Here is a 21,887-nt window from a genome sequence, read left to right as displayed (position 1 = left end):
TTATAGCTTATTGCCTAATACTTTAACCATTTTGTTTTTCCACTCGTAAAATTCACCAGCAATAATTTTTTCCCTGGCTTGTTTTACCAGCCAAAGATAGAAGTGCAGGTTATGCAAGGTAGCAATTTGAGCGCCAAGCATCTCCTTACTATGTACTAAATGTCTTAAATATGCTTTACTGGTTACTAAATCAACATGAAGATCGCTCTCTGCATCCAATGGAGAGAAATCGTTCTCCCATTTTTTGTTTCTGATATTTATAATTCCATTTCTGGTAAAAAGCATGCCGTTTCTGGCATTCCTGGTTGGCATTACACAATCGAACATGTCGATACCCAGTGCAATATTCTCCAAAATATTGATCGGCGTGCCCACACCCATTAAATAACGTGGTTTTTCTTCTGGTAATATATTGCATACCACTTCTGTCATGGCATACATCTCTTCGGCTGGTTCACCAACAGATAAACCACCAATAGCATTGCCCTCACGGTTCATGCTGGCAATAAACTCTGCTGATTTTATACGCAAATCTTTATACACCGAACCTTGAACAATAGGGAAAAGGGTTTGGTCGAAACCATATTTAGGTTCTGTACTATCAAAACGGGCACAACAGCGTTTTAACCAACGGTGCGTCATTTTAATGGATTGCGCTGCATAAGTATAATCGCATGGGTATGGCGTGCACTCATCAAAGGCCATAATAATATCAGCACCTATTGTACGCTGAATATCCATTGCATATTCTGGCGTGAAAAGGTGTTTCGATCCATCAATATGGGAGTGAAAAGTAACACCTTCTTCTTTAATTTTACGAACTTTACTTAAAGAGTATACCTGGTAACCACCGCTATCTGTTAAAATCGGGCGGTCCCAACCAATAAATTTATGTAATCCACCTGCTTTTTCGAGGATATCTAGACCTGGTCTTAAATATAAGTGGTAGGTATTGCCTAAAATGATTTTTGCGTCAATATCGTCTTTAAGTTCGCGCTGGTGTACGGCTTTTACCGTTCCGGCAGTGCCCACAGGCATAAAAATAGGGGTTTGTATTTCGCCATGAGCAGTTGTTACTGTTCCAGCTCTGGCCTTAGATAGTGGATCGTTAGCCTGTAAACTAAATTTCATCTGTTTCTATTTATTTTTCTCCAATTGTAAGATGGAGCTTACCACCTTCAAAACACGTTTTATTAAAACTAATCGCTATTTTGAAGGCAGACGGTTCATATGTGTTTTTTCTCATCGAAAATCTGCCAAAAATAGCAAAAATTGAGGGCATATTTTTGTTTAATTTTTTATCCACATAAAAGTGATTTACAGATTAAAAATGAGAAATTTGCGCCTATTTATTTTACCATCGTGATATTAACCCTGCTTGAAATTATTCTGCTCTCGATACTGGCTTTTTGCCTGTTGGTTCAGCTTTATTATGTACTTTTTGTTCATTTAAAATTGGCCAATGTGAGTATCGAAGAGATACCATTATCTGCCCGAAAACCAATAAGTGTGATCGTTTGTGCCCGAAACGAAATTGTAAATTTAGAGCAGTACCTCCCTGTATTATTAAGTCAGGATTATCCGGAGTTTGAAATTGTGGTGGTTAACGACCGCTCCTGGGATGGCACAGAAGAATTTTTAGAACAATTAGAGAAGAAGCATCGCAACCTGAAAGTAGTTAAGATTTTAGATAACGATAAGTTTATTGCAGGCAAAAAATTTGCCGTAACCATGGGTATAAAAGCTGCCAAATATGATTGGTTGGTTTTTACCGATGCCGATTGTACGCCTGCTTCTGAACATTGGTTGATGGACATGCAACAGCCGGCTGATGAAAATACAGAAATTGTATTGGGTTATTCTCCTTATATTAAAAAAAGAAGCCTGTTGAATGCACTTATCCGTTTCGAAACCTTTTTTACGGCAGTAAATTATTTGTCTTTTGCGCTAAAAGGAATGCCGTACATGGGCGTTGGACGCAATATGGCCTATAAAAAAGCACTATTTTTCAAAAATAAAGGCTTTGCGGCGCATATGCATATCCCATCAGGAGATGATGATTTATTTGTAAATGCACATGCCAATAAATATAATACCGAGATTCGTTTACATCGCGATAGCCATGTTTGGAGCGAACCGAATAGTACATGGAGAGGTTATCTGAGGCAGAAAAAACGTCATTTTGGCGCAGGAAAACTCTATAAATCGAAGCATAAGTTTATTTTAAGTCTTCAGATTGTTTTTCAGTTTTTGTTTTATGCATTCTTTGCTGCATGTATGTTTTTTAGTCGTGAGGCCCAATATGTAGCCTTAGGAATCCTCGGATTAAGTATCATCATCAGGTGTTTATTTACCCAAAATTGCTGAAACGCTTAAACTATAGCGATTTGCGTTGGTGGTTCCCGATTTTAGACATACTTTTGTTTCTATTTTTAACCCTGAACGGATTTTTAGCCTTGTTTGGCAAGAAAAAGGTAAACTGGAAATAATTTAATAATCTTTTAGTAATTACAATATGCTTGACGTAAAGCCTGATATCATTTTAAAATATTTTCCTGATCTAAGTGAAAAACAAATTGCTCAATTTTCTCAATTGTTCGATTTATACAGTTTTTGGAATGCACAGATTAACGTAATTTCGAGAAAGGATATTGAAGAGTTATATGAGCGCCATGTATTGCACTCGTTAGGGATAGCTAAGGTGTGTACTTTTAAAGCCGGCGAATCAGTTTTAGATGTGGGTACAGGTGGCGGTTTTCCGGGCATTCCATTGGCCATTTTGTTTCCTGAAACGGAGTTTTATCTGGTTGATTCTATTGGAAAAAAGATTAAAGTGGTAAAAGAAGTGGCATCGGCATTAGGTTTGGAGAATTTAAGGGCCGACCATTTAAGAGCAGAACAGATTAAAGAGAAATTTAACTTTGTGGTATCGAGAGCAGTAACCCGATTAGGCGAATTCTATCCATGGATACAGGGCAAATTTAAAAAAGACTCATTAAATGCCATTCCAAATGGGATTTTGTATTTAAAAGGCGGTGATTTGGCTGAAGAGATCAAAGAATCAAAACTGAAAGCAGAATTATATCCGCTTTCAGCTTATTTTGAGGAAGATTTCTTTGAGACTAAATATGTGGTTTACGTACCGCAGTAGTTATTGCTTTTTGCTGGGCTGACCCACAACTATAACTTCTACGATCTTTGTTCCTTTTACCTTCTTAACCGGAACTGTATTCTTATTGCCTGTACTTGGGTAGCCGACAACAGTTACAGATTTTAACTCCTTTTGTTCTGCTGGTGAAGTACTTGTAATAGATTGTGCCCTATTATTATCATTCATTACAGCTATACCGGTAATGGTTTCGCTGTCATTTCCGCTTTTGGCTGGTTTTGGCTCAACAGGTGGGGGTGGAGGTGCCACTTTTTCATCTTTAATCACTACGGGCGGGGGCAACCTTTTGCCATCTTTTTTAACCACTGGTGGTTTAAAACGGATTACTTCTACTTTCGGAGCTGTTTTTTTTGCCTTGGCGGCATTTGGTGGTAACGGTGGAGGAGGTGGCACCAGCTTAATCTGTTTTGCTTTTTTACGGGTAGTATCCTGTAAAGCAATACTTAAGCTTTCCTTTTTTTGTCCCAGCTGGATGGTGCCGTAATCTTTTGTAAATGCCATCGTAGACAGGCATAGCATCAATCCGGTTAGCGGAAGGATAAACAGCAATTTGAGCCTGGCCCATTTTGCTGATTTGGTTTGATTTAACATACTTATTCTATTTTTTAATAATGACGAGTTAAAAAAATGATTGGTTAAGCTAACTTTCTGATTGCCATAGGAATTTTGGATCAGGAACATGGCATACTCGTATTTGGCGATATCTTTATTGGTTGTTATTTCGTCTGCCAGGTATTCGTGAATGAGCTTGATATCGTTTTTAATGAGATAGGTTATTGGATTAAACCAGCTGGAAATCTGGATCAGTTCGAATAGCAGGATATCTACGCTATGTTTTTGCCTGATATGGACCATTTCATGTTTTAAAATGGTAGTTTTCTGATCAAGTTCGGGATCAATAAACAGGAAATTGAAAAATGAAAATGCCATTTTTGAGTTTTCGATCTCAATTAAGGTAATACCGTTTTCTTTAGTCTTTTTGGCTTTAGTGATAATGCTTTTAAGGTTGCGTAATCCCAGGCATATTTTTAAGATTAAAACCAGTGAGATGACTGCATACAATAACAATAAGCCATTTTCAATGGTGAAGAGTGAAGGTTTTTCCGGAATTCCGGTAAATGTAGCATAACTGATGACTATCTCTTTTTTCAAAAATCCCAACTGAAAAAAGGGGAGCATAAAGGCCAGCACTGAGCTGAAAATCAGGTAGTATCTGTTTAATGTATAAAAGGTTTCCCTGTGGAGAAATAATCTATAAAACCCATAAAATAAAATGAGGTATAGATTTGCTTCGAGTAAATAATATAGCCAGCTCATCACTTGTCTTTTTTAAGTTTCTCTGCCAATTTGATAATTTCATTGAGTTCTTCGGTACTCATACTTTTTTCTTTCACCAGAAACGAAACCAGGCTTTCGTAAGAGTTCTCGAAGTAATTGTTCATTACTTTGTCGAACGCAAAACGTTTATAATCAGTTTCTTTTATAATGGGGAAGTAGATATGTGTATTACCGATGGCTTTATGGTTTACAAAACCTTTACTTTCCAAAACCCTGATTACAGTCGAAACCGTATTGTAGGCAGGTTTGGGATCGTTCATTTTTTCGATCACGTCTTTTACCAAGGCTTCGCCCATTTCCCAAAGGATGAGCATGATCTGTTCTTCTGCTTTTGTGAGTTCTTTTATCATAGCAACTATTTTTATAGTTTGGTTAATTGAAGTTACTACTATAAAAATAGTTTTCAAACTATTTTTATAGTTTTGTTTTTAACTATTTGATAAACAGGTTAATAATTTTTGTTTTAAAATTTGTAAAGCATAAAAAAACCTGCCGAATGGGGCAGGTTTAAATTTTTATGAATCAGTTTTTTAAAATTTTTCCGATTTTCTTGGATTGTCCATCATAATCATTTTATCTTTTAACAACTGTTGTAAGCCCGTTTGTTTGTCGATACTTTTTACAACATCTAATACAGCACTTGCTGCATTGCTGAAAAACTGTTTCGTTATTGTGGAGTATTCGTCTGTTGGTTTATGGTAATCTTTATGATCTTCTACACCAAAATATAAGAATGGGATATTTTTAGCATTAAATGCGCCCTGGTCGCTTTGGTTTGTCCAATCATCGTGACCTTGTTTAGGATCATCGTGGCCGAAAAGTAATTTGATATTGGTTTTAGTCGTATCTACATACTTCTTTAAATCAGGATATTTGAAAGTTCCGCATACATAAAGTTCGCCTTTATCGCTATGGCTGATCATATCCATATTCAGATCAATGGCAATAGTGTTAATGGGTACCGGTGGATTGCCAACAAACGCCTTTGCACCCTGTAAGCCCATTTCTTCCGCATCGAAAGCAGCAAAGATGATCGTGTTATTCGGTTTGTTTTTAGCAAAATAGGCGGCAATTTTTAATAATCCTGCAGTTCCTGAGGCATTATCGTCGGCACCATTGTAAACTTCGTCTTTTACTACGCCTAAATGGTCGTAATGGGCTGATACTACAATGGCATTGTTACCTTTTCCGGGAATGTAACCAATAATGTTGGTTCCGTTTACTTTAGCGCTGTTTCTGCTATTAAAGGTAAATTCCTGGGCATAATTTACATGTTGCGGATAGGATTTTAAACCCAGTTTCTGAAAACGTGCGATAATATAAGCCCGTGCCATTTCTGCACCTTTGGTACCTGTTTTCCGGCCCTGATAAGCATCTGAAGACAGCACTTCTACATCTTTAAGCAATTGGGTATCGAGCTTTTCGTTACTTGTTGTACTTTGGTTCTTTACTGATGAACAGCAGCTTAGCATCATGGCTAAGGGAATGATATAAAGGATTTTCATGAATAATAAGTATTGTTGTCATTGCCTCACAACGACGTATTGTTTAAATTTTCTAAAGATATTAATTATTGGCGTATAGAAAGGAAAACGTTGTTAAAAGCACTGTATTGCGTTTATAAACCTGATGGCAACGGCAGACCGAGCTTTTCCGCGAGGCTACAGTGTACAGCAGGACACAAGGTCGCCAAAAGTTGTTGCTTTAATTTACAAATTGGAATAGTGCTCAGAATATAGCTCTTCCGTATTTTGCAGGCTTAGTTTTAGTCTTTCCACTTTTACGCTGCTACTTCCCTTAAATCTACCGCTACCACCCTCGAAACACCCTGTTCTACCATGGTTACCCCATAAATGATATCGGTACTGGCAATGGTCCGTTTGTTGTGCGATACGATGATAAACTGCGATTGATCAGAGAATTTACGGATAATATTATTGAATTTATCGATGTTGGTGTCATCCAACGGGGCATCAACCTCATCGAAAATACAGAAAGGAGCAGGCTTTAACAGGTAAAGTGAAAACAACAGGGCTGTAGCCGTTAATGTTTTTTCTCCACCAGATAACTGATTGATAGATAAAGGCCTTTTCCCTTTCGGACGGGCAACAATATCGATATCAGCCTCTAAAGGATTATTGATATCTGATAAAATCAGGTCGCAGCTGTCTTCTTCATTAAATAAAGAGCGGAAAACCACAATAAAGTGCTCACGGGCCTGGGTAAAGGCCTGCATAAATTTATCTTTAGCCGTATCGTCTATCTCTTTAATGGTTTGTAAAAGATCGGTTTTGGCTGCATTAAGGTCCTTTTTTTGATTCTGGATAAAAGTATAACGTTCTTCCATTTCTTTAAAGGCCTCCATTGCCATAGAATTAATGGCACCAAATTCGTCGAGCTGGCGTTTCATTCGCTCTACCTTTTGGCGTAGATCGAACTCGCTTTCTAAAGCTTCAATTTCGGTATCTGTTTCTAGAAGATCATTGATATCGATGTTGAATTCGACGGCTAATCGCTCTTTTAAGGCATTCAGATCTATCTTTAATGCATTCTTTTTATCCTTGATTTCGGTTAATAAGAAATCAGTTTCTTCTCGGGTTTTACGGATATTGGTCAGGTCGTTTTCAACTTCGTTTATGCTCCCCTTGCTCGTGAAATAAGCTTGTTCGGCTTCAGCAAGTCCCTTTTCCATCTCTTCACGCTGTTGATACATTTCTAAAAGTGTATCGTCGTTCAGATCAGTGTGCTGTAAGGTTGCCGTAATTTGGGTCAGTGTTTCCTGTAATTCTTTATCGTTTTGGGCAATGCGCTTATTTAAAGCTTCTTCCTGTACAAAACGGTAATCCAAATCTTTTTCTAAGCCTGATAATTTATTTTGTTGTTGGTGGAAACGGATATTATCCTGGTTATATTTGCCTGCACTTTCGTTTACCTGGTCGGCAATTTCCTGGTAATTTAGTTGTTGTTCCTGTAAATTAAGGTGTGCTTCTTGCTGGTCTTTTTGCAATTGAACCAATGCTGGCAATTTTTCAGATAAGGCTTTTTCTATCGATACGATCTTTTGAGCAATATCTGTTTTACGGTTTTCGCTGGTGGTAATAAACTCCTGATACTGATCGCGGCGGGTTTGCACAGAAATGTGTTCGTTGTTTAAACGGTTCATTTCTTGTTGCAAAGTATTGATCTGATTGATTTTTGAAGCCTCTTTCAGGTTAAATATATTCTCTGTTTCTGCTTTAATTGCAGCATCGTACTGGTTAATCAGCGATTCGGACACTTTGATTTCTTTTGCCAGATTTTCTAAATTCTTGGCGCGACCAATTCTTTTCCCTTCAAATAAACCTACCGATCCACCTGCCAAAGTGAATTTGGTTTGGGCATATTTTCCGTTTTTAGCCAATATGGTTAAGCTTTCGGTTGGCGTGGCTTTAAATAAATTCTCTTGTTCAGCTACTGCGATGTACACATTTTGTAAAAGCAGGTTGCAAAGGTGTTGGTATTTTTTGTCGACCTCTATTACTGATAAAGCTGAAATAAGCCCTTCGTGAGTGCCAATAACAGGGTTTTTATCAGGAACATTCTCTAAAATAAAAAAGTTTGCCCTGCCACGACTGGCATCAGTTAAGAGGTTAATGGCCTGAACTGCATCTGCATATTGATCAACAACGTAGTGATTCATTACCGGTTCCAGGTAATTTTCTATCGCTATGCGGTAATCTTCGTTACAGAATAAAATATCAGAAAGGAGCAAGGCACTTTTAGCAAAGGCATTATTTTTCTTTAAAAAACGGATCGATTCAGGGAAACCTTCCAGGCTGTCTACCAAAGATTTCGTGAGGTTATACTCGTTCTGCTTGGCATCTTTTTTACGGTTTTCGGACGTAAGTTTTTCTTTGTTCGCACTCAGGTTGATTTCTGAAGCGGCTAATTTCTCTTTTAAGATTTCTTCAGCTTCGGTTAGGTTTTTAATATTGGCTTGCTTTTCTCTTACCTGAATATCAAGTTCGGCCAAAGCATGATCGAAAGCCTTTAATTCTAACGTTTTGGTTTCGGTATCATCAACATTCCGGTTGGTTTCCTGCACCAGTGCATCTTTTTGGATATTTAGGATATCGATTTCTTTTTGCGACTGGTATACTTGGTTTTGCAACTCGTTAACCGATTTGATCAGGTTATCAATCCTGTTTTTCTCGGTCTGCTGTTGCTCGCGTAAAGTATCAAGCGTAGATTTTAAGCTTTTTAAATCAGATTCCAACCGGTTAAAAACCTCCGTTTCTGTTAAAACCTCTTCGTTTAACCGTTTGATGTTGTATTTAATGTGGTTAACCTGGTTTTTGTCTTTTTCCAGCTCGCCAGATAAACGTGTTTCTTTTTCCTGTAAAAAGCGCATCTGCTCGTTTTTTACTTTTTTCTCACTCTCGTAAGCACGGATTTTGGAAACAAACTCATTTGTAGCCTTTTGTTGTATGGAAAGGTTCTTTTCCTGACTGATACTGCCTAGTTTAAGTTTTTGCAGTTCGGCTTCTCCGGTATCTATTTTAGTACTAAGTTCCGTACGGTTTACAAGCTGATTTTGCTCCTGGGTTTCTAATGCATTTAAGTCGGTACGGAAGAAGGCAATGCGGTGCGTAGCCAATTGAACACTCAATTCGCGGTATTGCTCTTTTAACTTATAATAACGTTCAGCTTTACGCGCTTGATTTTCTAAGGTTTTAAGGTTTTTTTCGATTTCGAAAAGTAAATCCTCAACCCGTTCTAAATCGGCTTCTGTGTCTTTTAACTTGCTAAAAGTCTGTTTTTTACGTAATTTGTATTTAGAAATTCCTGATGCTTCTTCAAACAGCGACCTCCGGCTATGCTCTTTGTTGGTTATAATTTCATCAACCATCTTCAGCTCAATAATCGAATAACTATCAGAGCCGATACCGGTATCCAGAAAAAGGTCGGTAATGTCTTTTAACCTACATTGAACATCGTTTAAGCGGTACTCACTATCGCCATTTCTATAGAGTTTACGGGTTACGGTAACCTGCGAATAGGCGGTAGGAAGGATGTTTTTTGTATTATCAAAGCTTAATGAAACCTCGGCAAGCTGTGCCTGTTTACGGTTTTTTGTTCCATTGAAAATGATGTTCTCCATCTTTTCTGAACGAAGTGCTTTGGTACTCTGTTCGCCCAAAACCCAGCGCATGGCATCGATTACGTTTGATTTTCCACAACCATTAGGGCCAACAATAGCGGTAACACCCTCATTAAAATTGATGGTCACTTTATCGCCAAAGCTCTTAAAACCTTTAATTTCTAACCTAGTAAGTTGCATGGTTTGTAATCGGGAGAACCGACTCCAATAATAAGGATAATTTTGTGGTTTTTCAAGTTTTAAACATGGTGTTTTTAACCGCAAAGGACGCAGATAGAAAAGCGCTGAGCATACATCGCTGGGCATAATTTCAATAGCACTCGTCATGCTGAACTTGATTCAGCATCTATTATGTTAATCTGTTAAGATCCTGAAACAAGTTCAGGATGACGAATCTCCGTTGATTTCCGTGACTAAATGGAAATCTGTGTTTATTTTACAATCATCAGTTTTGCAAATTTAAGGAGTAATTGTTTGTTGCCTAAACCCTGGAAGAATACTGTAGCCTTAACATCAGGCAAGGCTCCTTCTAAACTGATAATTTTTCCAAAGCCGAATTTTTCGTGCTCAACTTCCATACCGCCTTGAAATTCATGTGGTTGCGATGGGGTAAAACCAGGGGTTGGTACGTGTGCTTTTGCCAGGAGCGATGTTGTTTTCGGACGTGCTGGCGGGGCAGAAGTAGTTGCGCCGGCCGCTGGTTTTGGTTTGCTAAAGAAATCACGCGGCTGCGAGGTCCATGTTTTCCGATCATCATCAAAATTACCTTCAAAACTGTTCGACTTGGCTGGTTTTACATCCAATTCTAAAAATTTCGGATTAATTTCGTTAATGAAACGGCTTGGTTCGCAGTTGGTTAAAGTTCCCCAGCGGTAGCGTGAAGTGGCATATGTAAGTGTCAGTTTTACTTCGGCACGGGTAATGGCCACATAAAATAAACGGCGCTCTTCCTCTAAATCAGTGCGGTTGGTTAACGACATTTGTGATGGGAACAAGTTTTCTTCCAATCCTACGATAAACACGTTTTTAAACTCCAAACCTTTGGCCGAGTGGATCGTCATTAAAGAAACGGTATCCTTATTTTTGTCCCCATCCTTATCATCGTTGGTTAAAAGCGCAACATCCTGCATAAAGATATCCAGCCCTTTTTCTTCAATGTCTTCGCGCTCCGCAAACTCTTTAATACCGTTTAATAATTCTTGAATATTTTCGTATCTCGCACGTCCTTCAACACTGTCATCGGTATATAATTCTTTTAAAATACCAGCATGCTGGGCAATAAACAAAGCGGTATCATAAGCATCTAACTTTTTAGCCTCTGCCTGGAAGCTTTGCACCATTGTTGCAAAATCGTTCAATTGATTGGCTAAACGCCCGTCTACATATTCGTGTGCATTCGAAATTACATCCCACATGGTTTTTCCATGCTGATCTGCCGCAACAATAATTTTATCAATCGAGGTATCGCCAATACCACGCTTAGGGTAATTAATTACGCGTTTTATAGCCTCTTCATCCTTCGGATTAAAAGTTAAACGGAAATACGCAATTAAATCTTTAATCTCTTTGCGTTGGTAGAAAGACTGACCACCATATATCCGGTAGGGGATATTTAGCTTGCGTAAACCTTCCTCCATCGCTCTGCTTTGCGCATTGGTACGGTATAAAATGGCAAAATCGTTGTGTTGATATCCTTTTGTACTTCGTTCCTGAATAATGGCTTCGGCAACTAATTTGCCCTCTTCGTTATCGGTAAAAGCCCGCGAAACCTTAATGCGGTCGCCGGGTTCATTATCCGAGAAAACGTTTTTTTCGAGCTGGTTTTTGTTGTTGGCAATGATACTGCTCGCTGCATCAACAATATTTTGGGTAGAGCGGTAATTCTGTTCTAATTTATAAACCTTTAAATCAGGATAATCGCGTTCAAAATTTAAAATATTCTGGATGTTTGCACCACGGAATGCGTAAATACTCTGTGCATCATCACCTACCACACAAATATTCTGATAAGCCGCAGCCAGTTTTTTCACAATGGTATACTGCGAAAAGTTGGTATCCTGATACTCATCCACCATCAGGTACCTGAATTTCTGTTGGTATTTGTTTAAAACATCAGGATGTTCTTTTAACAGGATATTGGTTTTGAACAATAAATCGTCGAAATCCATTGCACCCGCTCTAAAACAGCGTTTGGCATAAGTTTCGTAAATCTGACCAATCAAAGGGCGTTTGTTCTGAATATCTTCCGCCTGTATCTGGTCGTTAGCTTGATATTCGCCCCAGGAAATTAAATTATTTTTAGCTGATGAAATTCTATTAAAAACAAAGTTCGCGGCGTATAATTTATCATCCAGCTGCATTTCTTTCAAAATGGCACGGATTACATTTTTACTGTCATCGGTATCATAAATGGTAAAATTGCTCGGATAACCTATTTTCTCGGCTTCTACCCGTAAAATTTTTGCAAAAACAGAGTGAAAAGTACCCATCCAGATGTTTTTTGCCTCTGCACCAACCACTTTACTAATACGCTCGCGCATATCTTTACTCGCTTTATTGGTAAAGGTTAGCACCAGAATGTTAAATGGATCGGTACCGGTTTGAATAAGGTGGGCTACACGAAAGGTAATTACCCTGGTTTTGCCCGAACCGGCACCTGCAACAATCATTACCGGTCCTTTTGTGTTCTCTACTGCTGCTCTTTGTTGTGGGTTTAATCCTGCTAAATAATCCAAATCGGCTCCTGTTTTTTTTGAGGCTCAAAAATAACAATTCCTATCGCTTTTTGCCAAAGTTGTTAGTAATTAGTTAAAAACCAAAAGTAATATTTTATCGTTCGTCATTCTGAACTTGATTCAGAATCACTCATGCCGTTAGACTTGTTGAAACTTATAGCCTAACATGGTAAAAAGAACTTGTTTTGATTGATTTTGAGGAAAGCTACATCCGTATTTCATTGGTTTCGTTAGTCCTTTGCTTTGCTCATACTGCTGCAGGCATTGCCTACAAGGCCGGTATCCGCTTCGCCTAGGTTTATGTAAATTGGGTTTGTGCTACTATTGAGGGATTAAAACCCACAGCTTTAATTTTACAGCTCGTCATTCTGAACTTGTTTCAGAATCCCTCATGCCGTTAGACTTGTTGAAATTTATAGCCTAACATGGTAAAAAGAACTTGTTTTGATTGATTTTGAGAAAAGCTACATCCGTATTTCATTGGTTTCGTTAGTCCTTTGCTTTGCTCATACTGCTGCAGGCATTGCCCGCAAGGCCGGTATCCGCTTCGCCAAGGTTTATGTAAATTGGGTTTGTGCTAATATTGAGGGATTAAAACCCATAGCTTTAATTTTATAGCTCGTCATTCTGAACTCGTTTTATTAGCTGTTCTTATTAATTTTTAGGTCTAATAGCTACTTCGTGGTCAGAAGCTATCCTGCATGTTTGTTTGAGAATAAAAGGCAAACCTATAGGGTATTAGCCATTCGTCTCTTCCATTCGCTCAAAATGGCGGTATTTTAATTAAAATAAACATTTATTCTGTCAGAATTGCACCTTGTTTATTTGGGTATAGAATTTGATATGCTTTCGTTATGGAAGAGAAAAGAATAAATAAGGATATTGAATTTACTGATATCCCTGATGGAGCAAATACAGATATTTATGCTAATTTAAAAGAGAAACTGGAAAGTGTTGAGCAGTTTCCTGGTGTTTACAATTTTAAATTTATTATCACTGGCGGACTAGATAAAATACAAGATTTACGTGCCATTTTACCTGATGATGAGTTTATTGAACATGCCTCAAAAACTGGGAAATATGTTTCGATTACGGTAAAAAAGCGTGTGCAAAATGCTGATGAAGTGATAGCTGTTTATAAACAAGTAGGTAATATCAAAGGAATTATGATACTGTAGGTTCCTCCCGCATATTTAAAATAATTTTCTTTTGGTTTTTAGAAAAGCTAGATTCGTATTTCATTTGAGGCTGCTTTTGTACCTACGCTGTTCGTAAACCTGATGGCAGCGGCAGCCCCGAAGCATGAGGGCTACAGCGAACAGTAGGACTGCAATCTCCAATGAAAAACCGTCCTTTCATTTTCAACCAATAAAAAATATTTCGTCTATTTATCGACTAATTTTCTTTTCGGAGCGGAATACCTGTGAAGGTAATCAAGTTGGTTCACGTGTTTCGCTTCGTCTTGTCTTCTTACCGCGGGGGTAATGCTTCACTAAGGTTTATATCATTATTTTCTGCTACTATTGAGGGTTTAACACCTATCTATATATTTATTCGTCATTTGATTGCCCAGATGAGCACATATGAAAGTTAAACAGAGCCATTTTTAATGGCCCAATCTACCATCGAATCTAATACCTGAAATAGATCCTGTCCCGATTTTGTGAGGCTGTACGTAACTATAGGCGGAATAATGGCTTGCGCATCTCGATGAACAAGGTCGTCATTTTGCAATTGCTTTAAGTGCTGTATAAGCATTTTCTCCGTAATCTGTGGTATCGCACGTTTTAACTCACTGTAACGTTTTGGCCCACTCATTAAATGAAAAATAATAATCGGCTTCCAATAACCACCAATTTTCTCCATTACAAAAGTAACAGGGCAGCTGGTTAATGCTACACCTTTATTAAAATTACGGGTCGAACTCTCTTTAATCGCTGTCATAGTTACATACTTTGGGGTAAGTACTTGTATAAAAGTATGTACAAATATAGCTTTGTATACAATATTTAAAAACAAAAAATGATGAAAATAACATTAACAGGATCAACAGGTAATATTACAAAGCCGCTAGCCGAAATATTGGTGGCTAAAGGCCATGAAGTAAAAATTATTAGCAGTAACGCTGGTAGAGCTGAAGAAATTAAATCGCTGGGCGCAATACCATTAATTGGTAGTGTAAGCGATATTGAATTTTTAAAGGATGCTTTCACCGGGGCTGATGCCATCTACACCATGGTGCCGCCGAATTTTGCAGCACCAAATTTCAGAGCATATATTAAGGGTATCGGCGAAAATTATGCTGCTGCTATAAAGGACTCGGGGGTTAAAAAAGTGGTGAACTTAAGTAGTGTAGGTGCAGATCTGCCAGATGGAACCGGTCCGATTGCCGGCTTGCATGATGTAGAAAATATTTTTGCTGCATTAAATGAGGTAGATGTAAAACATTTGCGTGCTGGTTATTTTTACATTAACTTTTTAGCTAACATTGATATGGTTAAGTATGCAAATATATTGGGATCTAATTTTGGTACCGATGCAAAACTTGTTTTGGTGCACCCCCGTAACATTGCTGAAGCAGCTGCTGAAGTATTAGCAAGTGATTTTACAGGTAAAACCATACAGTATGTAGCCAGTGAGGATGAAAGTACGCCTGCAGATGTTGCAAAAGTATTAGGTACTGCAGTTGGTAAACCAGAATTGCCATGGATAGAATTTAGCGATGAAGATGCATTTAACGGAATGGTAGGAGCCGGTTTACCTGAAGAAATAGCCAAAAACTATGTAGAAATGGGCGACGCGATAAGAAGCAATAAACTTTTTGTAGATTATTATAAAAACAGACCTATTTTAGGTAGCATTAAGCTTAAAGATTTTGCTGCTGAGTTTGCTGCTGCATATGATAATTAATTAAGCAATAACAGTTGTTCTGGTTAGCAGCCGGGACAACTGTATGGTTCACATCCAATCTTCATTTCCGCTTTCTACCTGATACAGCCAGTAATTTACCAATTGTTTAATTTCGGTATAATTACCATATTTAAAGTGAATCTGACCTGCAGCTGTATGTAAAGTGAGGTGGCCAACATTCACGCCTTTGTGCCAAGGGTACTGAAAAGTGGTAATGGCCTGAATCTTATTTGGCAGTACAATTTCATTCGAAATATCCCAAATTCCGCTGGTTTTGATAATGAAATCTTGACTTACGGAAATCCGATGCCGGCGGTAGCTGATATAAATCATCAAAGTGCCAACTATAAAATAAACAATTGATGCAGTGATGTAAGGTTTAACCTCGGGGATATTAAACGCAATGATTAAAAATGCCGCAACTGGTAAAATCAGTTTAAAGAAAATCGGTAAATTCAAAAAACGCCAGTCAGGGATAAATATTTTTGATTTCAAAGGTGTTTGGCCCAATATCATTTTTAACAATTCATCCCGTTCACCAGCATTACATCCAGGAATTTCTAAAGTGTTTCCCTGTATTTCATGTCCTTTTTTACTTTGGCCAAAATGAGCCTGCTTTAAACTTATGTTTAGCAGATTCATCTTTTTCTGAAAGTAATTCTGACTGTATTTTGTAATCTGGACTTTATTTGGGCTAATCAGTGTATTTTTCTTTGCAATCAGTCCTGAAGAGAGTAACAGCGTGTTTTTATGCTCGCTAATTTCTAGTTCGAAATATTTGTAAAAGGTTCTAACCAGGTTAATAATTAACAGCACAATTAAAAGGCATGCAATTAAGATAAAAACTGTAACAATGGTTAACATACCCGTTACTGTGCTCTGAATTTCATCTTTATTAATTTTAAAAGCATCAAGCAACTGCCTTCCCTCGTAAATAACCGTGTAAAAAAAAGCAGCAAGTAAAGCCAAACTTTGTCCGTAATTAGAGGTAAGTCCAACTTTAAATAAAGTCCAGGCACTTATTTTTAAAAAAGGTGCTTCCTCTGTCTTGCCATTTTCCTGCTCAATTTCCGATTGTATTTCAATTGCTGCTTTTCCATTTAATAAATGTTCTTTAAGGTCGTAGGCCGAGGTTTCGTCAATAGCTCTTATGCTTACTTCTTCTCCATGAGTACCGGCAGTATCGATTTTTAACCCATAAACACCAATAATTTTCTGCAGAATATTCTGGTTAATGTTAACCTGCTGTATTTTATCGAGTTGAATAATGACCTGGTCGCGATTGAATATCCCCTTATTCACCACAAATTCCTGTTTTTCTTTATCTAGAAAGAATGTGAATTTTAAGTACCATAAATAGGCGAATATAAAACTGAATACAACGATAGCAGAAATGCCTAATATGAGATAGGCAAAAGAAGTGCTCGACATTTTTACAAATGCGATAACGAATAAGAAAAAACTCGCTTTACCAATTTTTAGCATGGTATGAGCGCCCATTATAATAATACCAAAGGCCGATTCGCGCTGTGGTTTGCTAAAATCGTTATTCATTAAGATTCAATTCAGTTGTTGGGTTTTCAAGCAGGTCTAGTTTTTTCAACAGCAGATCTCTAATACGCTTTGCTTCGTCAATTGCGATGCCCGAAATATGGATATGCCCGGTTTGGCCACCTGCGGTAAATAGCTGTAATGACCCTAATTTGTACATTCTGGAAAAAATCCCTTCATTTAATTCAATATGCTGAATCCTGTTTAAAGGAACAATTGTTGTCGATTCGGCAATAATCCCACTCTTATATATTACATCGTGTGTGCGGATAGCATAGCCCCGTTTCTTAAAGCTGGCGCGATAGAGTAGCAAAAAGATGGCTAGGAAAAACAAATAAAGCGGGATAATCCATTTTGCGTTTGGTTTTAGTTCATCAATAAAAAATAGGAGTATACCAATAGTTATTCCCAGTAGGCCAAAAAAGATCAACAGATTAATACAGATGATTTTCCAATAATCGGGATGTGGCCTGCTTAACAGAATGTCTTCGTATTTGGGAAGAAGATCAAGATCAATAACTTCATTGGTGAAAACGGTTTCAGTAGCCATGGTTAAAGATATAAAACATATTAATCTATAAATAGACTCATGTTTAAATCTTTTGTTACCTCGCTACAATAAACTTTTTTGCAGAATTGTATTGACCGGAATCGGAAGAGATTTTGAAGAAATAAATACCAGGAACAAAAGTAGAGGTATTGATTTCTAAAGTGTGTTTTCCTGTATTAAGGTATTCGTTTACTACAGTTTTAACCAATCGGCCCATTAAATCGTAAATCTGCACGTTAATCTTATCCGTTTCTGGCAAAACGATATCAATAAACGTTTGCATTGCTGCAGGATTTGGGTAATTCTGAGTAACGGTAAACTTCAAAAATTTATCAAAAATGGCTTTATTAATGGTGTCGAAAATAACATAGCTCACCAATCTATAACCGCGTGCATTTGGATGAAATGCATCCTGATAAAGTGAAAAATCACGTCTCATTGCCGCATTTACATCAGCTAAATATATTTTATACTCTGTTGCTAATTTTTTGTATGCCGTATTAAGGTTCCTGATGTTGGTATTTACAGCAACATAACCTTTAATGGTCCTATCATCAACAAACTGAAGCGTACACAAAATCGGGATTAATTTCTGTTTAAGGCTTGTTGTAATCAAAACGCGCATATTAGCTACGGTTTCAGCTACACTTCCTTTGCCGGCAGCAATCGAAACAGCATCATTAATCCCCATATCAATCACAATAAAGCCGGTTCTATTGGCTATTGCATTATCAATTCTGAGCAATCCCTGAAAAGTAGTCTGGCCCCCAATACCATGATTGGTAATATCCACTATCTTGTTCGTATAACAATTTAAAAAATTGTTCTGGAGCATGGTTTGAAAACCAAGACCTTTTACGCCTTCTACCGTACTGGCTCCAAAGGTTACAATATTTATACTGTCTTTAGAATAATATTGCGCTGCTTCCGGGCAACTTACACGAGTTGGGGGTTGAGTTGTACCTTGAGCGAACAAAGAAATGCGGGCAACAAGAAGCAGCAGCAGATATAGAAAAACTTTTGCGCTAAACTTCATTGTTAAAATTCTTTCGTACAGGATTTAAGGATATCTGTTATTGGCGCAATTTACAAAAAAGTAAATATAAATAAGGTTATGCCATTTTTTTTTACAACATTAAAACATTTTTTTGTATCTATTAAAAGACGGTTTTAAGTTTTAAGATAACACATTGACTTAGAGTTTTAAAATTTAATTAAACGCATTACTATCTGACGATAAGCAAAGTTTTATGCCTATGTGGGATAATTTAACGGTTTACTGTGCCTTTTATTTGGTAAAGCCTATATTTGCTCAAACTAATTTTGTTATGCAAGAGATTAAAAAATACGTAGAAACGCACAAACAACGTTTTTTAGATGAGTTGTTTGAGTTATTGCGTTTTCCATCGGTTAGTGCCGATCCTAAATATAAAGGCGATGTTTTAAAAACTGCCGATTATGTTGCACAGAAATTAAAGGATGCAGGTGCTGATCAGGTAGAAATTTGCCCAACCGCAGGATATCCTATTGTTTATGGCGAAAAAATTATAGATGCTTCTTTACCAACAGTTTTAATATACGGTCATTACGATGTTCAACCGGCAGATCCATTAGAACTTTGGCATACACCACCTTTTGAGCCCACTGTACGCGATGGCAAAATTTATGCCCGTGGTGCCTGCGATGATAAGGGACAGTTTTATATGCATGTAAAAGCATTCGAACTGATGATGGAAACCAACACGCTGGCCTGCAACGTTAAATTTATGATCGAAGGTGAAGAGGAAGTAGGTTCTGCTAATCTGGGTATTTTTGTAAATGCAAATGCCGAGCGTTTAAAAGCCGATGTGGTTTTAATTTCTGATACTTCGATGATTAGCATGGAGCATCCATCAATAGAAACCGGTTTACGCGGTTTAGCTTACATGGAAGTAGAAGTAGTTGGTCCGAACCGCGATTTACACTCAGGCGTTTATGGTGGGGCAGTAGCCAATCCGGCAACTATCCTTTGTAAAATGATTGCTTCTTTACATGATGAAAATAACCACATTACCATTCCTGCTTTTTACGATAAAGTTGTAGAATTATCAGATGGAGAGAAAAAAGCCTTAAATTCTGCACCTTATGATGAAGCAGAATATAAAAAGGATCTTGATATTGAAGAAGTTTGGGGGAGAAAGGTTATACGACGCTGGAGCGCACGGGTACCCGCCCAACTTTGGAAGTAAATGGAATTTGGAGCGGTTATATTGGCGAGGGCGCAAAAACCGTATTACCTAGTAAAGCCAATGCAAAAATTTCTATGCGTTTGGTTCCGCACCAGAGCTCAGAAGAAATTGCCGAGATTTTTACCAAACATTTCGAAAGCATTGCACCCAAAAATGTAAAGGTAAAAGTTACGCCTCACCATGGTGGCGAACCAGTGGTTACCCCAACTGATAGTATTGCGTACCAGGCAGCCGAAAAGGCAATTGAAGATAGTTTTGGTAAAAAAGCCATTCCAACACGTGGCGGTGGCAGTATTCCTATTGTAGCGCTGTTCGAAGATGTATTGGGTATTAAATCGGTGCTTTTTGGCTTCGGTTTAGATAGTGATGCACTACACTCTCCTAATGAGAAATATGATATTTACAATTATTATAAAGGAATAGAAACATTGCCGCTATTCCATAAATATTTCGCTGAGCTGAGCAAATAGAGACGCTTAATTTGTCAATCTGAGCGGAGTCGAAGAGCATCCCTGCCTATTTATATAAGCAGGGATTTTTTATGAAAGTAAAACTTGATTTTTTTGAAAATGAGCGGTTTGTTTTTCATAGGTACTGTAGTCCCGCCACCGCTAATAGTCCTCATTTCGTTGCACTTCATTCCGGGCTATTTAGCTTTGTCGGGTTTATTTAACAGCAGCTGGTTCTTCGAAACAGAGTCTGTTCCTGCATGTGCTATAAAACTTGAATAGTATTGCCAATCTTACCACTTAAACCCGACCGTAGTGTAAAACCCGCAGGCCGAAGTATGAGGGCGAGGATTTGAAACAAATGGCGGGGCAGGTTTGACCGAATTGTTACAGGTTTTGCTTTCCAAAACAACTTAATAAATTTAACTTTTATGGTCAGTCCGAACGGAATAGAAGGCCTACCTCATCTACTAAGCGGGTTTATTTGGCTGGGAAATGAGCGGTTTGTTTTTCATAGGTACTGCAGTCCCGCCACCGCTAATAGTCCTCATTTCGTTTTAACAGCGGCTGGTTCTTCGAAGCGGAGCCTGTTCCTGGCATTTGCTTTAAAACGCTAATAGCATCGCTATCCCTGCCATCTAAACCCGATCTGAGTGGATGTTCCCGATTCTTCATCGGAGCAGGAACGGGAGCGGGGCTATCGAAACCGATAAGCACTGCAGTTGCTTTCCAAAAACTCTTCTTAAATTTGAAACTCAGTGTTCTTCGCATATTTTGCGGTTAAACCTTTCCCCAAATTTTTAAACCACATATTTTTTTATAAATTGTACCCATGAAATACCTATTCTCATCTCTTTTACTTTTATCTGGACTTACTTCTTTAGCTCAAGATGCTAAAACGATTAACCAGTCTGGAAATCCAATATTTCAAGGTTGGTACGCAGACCCTGATGCTGCTATTTTTAAGAATAAGTATTGGGTTTATCCCACTTATTCGGCCAGGTATAAAGAACAGGTTTTTTTAGATGCCTTTTCATCAGACGACTTGGTGAAATGGAAAAAACACCCGCATATTCTAGATACTGCCGCTGTAAAATGGGCCAACAAAGCCATGTGGGCTCCTGCAATTGTTCAAAAAGATAAAAAATATTACCTGTTTTTTGGTGCCAACGATATTCAGAGTGATAAAGAAATTGGTGGAATTGGCGTAGCCGTTGCCAATAAACCAGAGGGGCCATATAAAGACCATTTAGGGAAACCTTTAGTAGATATATTCCATAATGGCGCCCAACCTATTGATCAGTTTGTGTTTAAAGATAAAGACGGCCAGTATTATTTAATTTATGGTGGCTGGAAACATTGCAATATTGCAAAATTGAATAAAGATTTTACTGGCTTTTTGCCTTTTGAAGATGGTACAACTTTTAAAGAAATTACACCTGATAACTACGTAGAAGGGCCATATATGTTCATCAGAAATGGTAAATATTATTTTATGTGGAGCGAAGGCGGCTGGACTGGTCCCGATTATTCAGTAGCATATGCTGTTGGCGATTCGCCTTTCGGTCCGTTTAAGCGGATTGGCAAAATTTTAAAGCAAGATGCGGCCATTGCTACAGGTGCAGGCCATCACTCTGTAATTATTAACGAGAAAAAAGGACAATATTACATTGTTTATCACCGCCGTCCCTTAACCGAAACCGATGGCAATCATCGCGTAACCTGTATTGATGAAATGAAGTTTGATGCCGATGGCAACATTCTTCCTGTAAAAATTACCAACGAAGGTGTAAAAGCCCAGAAAGTTAAATAATTGC

16 protein-coding genes and 1 pseudogene are annotated in these 21,887 nt (G+C 38.0%); 6 read left to right on the top strand and 11 right to left on the bottom strand.

From position 1 onward, the window contains the following. A complete protein-coding gene (gene tgt / locus H9N25_RS12520; RefSeq protein ID WP_057933434.1) occupies positions 1–1,131 on the bottom strand; it encodes a tRNA guanosine(34) transglycosylase Tgt in 1,131 nt (376 codons plus the stop codon). Positions 1,132–1,272: 141 nt separating this feature from the next. Between tgt and H9N25_RS12515 the strand changes: the two genes are divergently transcribed. Further along, positions 1,273–2,367: a glycosyltransferase gene (locus tag H9N25_RS12515; RefSeq protein WP_223833369.1), complete on the top strand. Its 1,095-nt coding sequence runs from the start codon at positions 1,273–1,275 to the stop codon at positions 2,365–2,367. Between the two features lie 148 nt (positions 2,368–2,515). Continuing rightward, positions 2,516–3,151: a 16S rRNA (guanine(527)-N(7))-methyltransferase RsmG gene (gene rsmG / locus H9N25_RS12510; protein WP_167295078.1), complete on the top strand. Its 636-nt coding sequence runs from the start codon at positions 2,516–2,518 to the stop codon at positions 3,149–3,151. Here the strand turns inward: rsmG and H9N25_RS12505 are convergent, their stop codons facing one another. The 5 genes from H9N25_RS12505 to H9N25_RS12485 form a co-directional block, all read right to left on the bottom strand. Beyond that, positions 3,152–4,486 (bottom strand): M56 family metallopeptidase, encoded by a 1,335-nt coding sequence (locus tag H9N25_RS12505; protein ID WP_223833368.1) that lies wholly within the window; start codon positions 4,484–4,486, stop codon positions 3,152–3,154. It lies immediately after the preceding gene. Further along, positions 4,486–4,857, bottom strand: a complete 372-nt coding sequence (locus H9N25_RS12500; protein WP_167295076.1) for a BlaI/MecI/CopY family transcriptional regulator — start codon at positions 4,855–4,857, stop codon at positions 4,486–4,488. Before H9N25_RS12500 ends, H9N25_RS12505 begins: the two co-directional genes overlap by 1 nt. A 180-nt stretch (positions 4,858–5,037) precedes the next feature. After that, positions 5,038–6,012: a M28 family peptidase gene (locus H9N25_RS12495; RefSeq protein WP_190326089.1), complete on the bottom strand. Its 975-nt coding sequence runs from the start codon at positions 6,010–6,012 to the stop codon at positions 5,038–5,040. 275 nt (positions 6,013–6,287) lie between these two features. After that, positions 6,288–9,827 (bottom strand): chromosome segregation protein SMC, encoded by a 3,540-nt coding sequence (gene smc / locus H9N25_RS12490; protein ID WP_190326088.1) that lies wholly within the window; start codon positions 9,825–9,827, stop codon positions 6,288–6,290. 251 nt (positions 9,828–10,078) lie between these two features. After that, complete coding sequence (locus H9N25_RS12485) at positions 10,079–12,382, bottom strand: ATP-dependent helicase (protein ID WP_190326087.1); 2,304 nt, start codon at positions 12,380–12,382, stop codon at positions 10,079–10,081. A gap of 854 nt (positions 12,383–13,236) precedes the next feature. On the opposite strand from H9N25_RS12485, the gene H9N25_RS12480 reads away from it, so the two are divergent. Then, a complete protein-coding gene (locus H9N25_RS12480; protein ID WP_190326086.1) occupies positions 13,237–13,560 on the top strand; it encodes a DUF493 family protein in 324 nt (107 codons plus the stop codon). Between the two features lie 412 nt (positions 13,561–13,972). Here H9N25_RS12480 and H9N25_RS12475 read toward each other — a convergent pair whose 3' ends face one another. After that, complete coding sequence (locus H9N25_RS12475; protein ID WP_167295070.1) at positions 13,973–14,326, bottom strand: winged helix-turn-helix transcriptional regulator; 354 nt, start codon at positions 14,324–14,326, stop codon at positions 13,973–13,975. Between the two features lie 78 nt (positions 14,327–14,404). On the opposite strand from H9N25_RS12475, the gene H9N25_RS12470 reads away from it, so the two are divergent. Next, positions 14,405–15,292, top strand: a complete 888-nt coding sequence (locus H9N25_RS12470) for an NmrA family NAD(P)-binding protein (RefSeq protein ID WP_223833367.1) — start codon at positions 14,405–14,407, stop codon at positions 15,290–15,292. Between the two features lie 48 nt (positions 15,293–15,340). Here H9N25_RS12470 and H9N25_RS12465 read toward each other — a convergent pair whose 3' ends face one another. The 3 genes from H9N25_RS12465 to H9N25_RS12455 are packed head-to-tail and all read right to left on the bottom strand — an operon-like array spanning position 15,341 to position 18,429. Continuing rightward, positions 15,341–16,846 (bottom strand): PH domain-containing protein, encoded by a 1,506-nt coding sequence (locus H9N25_RS12465; protein ID WP_190326085.1) that lies wholly within the window; start codon positions 16,844–16,846, stop codon positions 15,341–15,343. Continuing rightward, positions 16,839–17,393: a PH domain-containing protein gene (locus tag H9N25_RS12460; RefSeq protein ID WP_190326084.1), complete on the bottom strand. Its 555-nt coding sequence runs from the start codon at positions 17,391–17,393 to the stop codon at positions 16,839–16,841. Before H9N25_RS12460 ends, H9N25_RS12465 begins: the two co-directional genes overlap by 8 nt. Before the next feature lie 55 nt (positions 17,394–17,448). Beyond that, entirely contained in the window at positions 17,449–18,429 is a 981-nt protein-coding gene (locus H9N25_RS12455) for an SGNH/GDSL hydrolase family protein (RefSeq protein ID WP_190326083.1), read from the bottom strand. A 292-nt stretch (positions 18,430–18,721) separates the two neighbouring features. Between H9N25_RS12455 and H9N25_RS12450 the strand changes: the two are divergent. Continuing rightward, positions 18,722–20,091: pseudogene (locus tag H9N25_RS12450) on the top strand (dipeptidase). A 516-nt stretch (positions 20,092–20,607) separates the two neighbouring features. On the opposite strand, the gene H9N25_RS12445 reads toward H9N25_RS12450, so the two are convergent. Continuing rightward, on the bottom strand, positions 20,608–20,841 hold the full coding sequence (locus H9N25_RS12445) for a hypothetical protein (RefSeq protein WP_190326082.1): 234 nt from the start codon (positions 20,839–20,841) through the stop codon (positions 20,608–20,610). Positions 20,842–20,902: 61 nt separating this feature from the next. Here H9N25_RS12445 and H9N25_RS12440 point away from each other — a divergent pair, with 61 nt between their 5' ends. Beyond that, positions 20,903–21,883 carry a glycoside hydrolase family 43 protein gene (locus H9N25_RS12440; RefSeq protein ID WP_190326081.1) on the top strand — a complete coding sequence of 327 codons (981 nt, stop codon included), beginning with the start codon at positions 20,903–20,905 and terminating at the stop codon, positions 21,881–21,883. The last annotated feature ends 4 nt before the right edge of the window (positions 21,884–21,887 follow it).

The organism is Pedobacter riviphilus (assembly GCF_014692875.1).
Classification (GTDB): Bacteria; Bacteroidota; Bacteroidia; order Sphingobacteriales; family Sphingobacteriaceae; genus Pedobacter; species Pedobacter riviphilus.
Note: the sequence above shows the minus strand (reverse complement) of the source record. Positions and strands in the feature narration are given on the sequence as shown.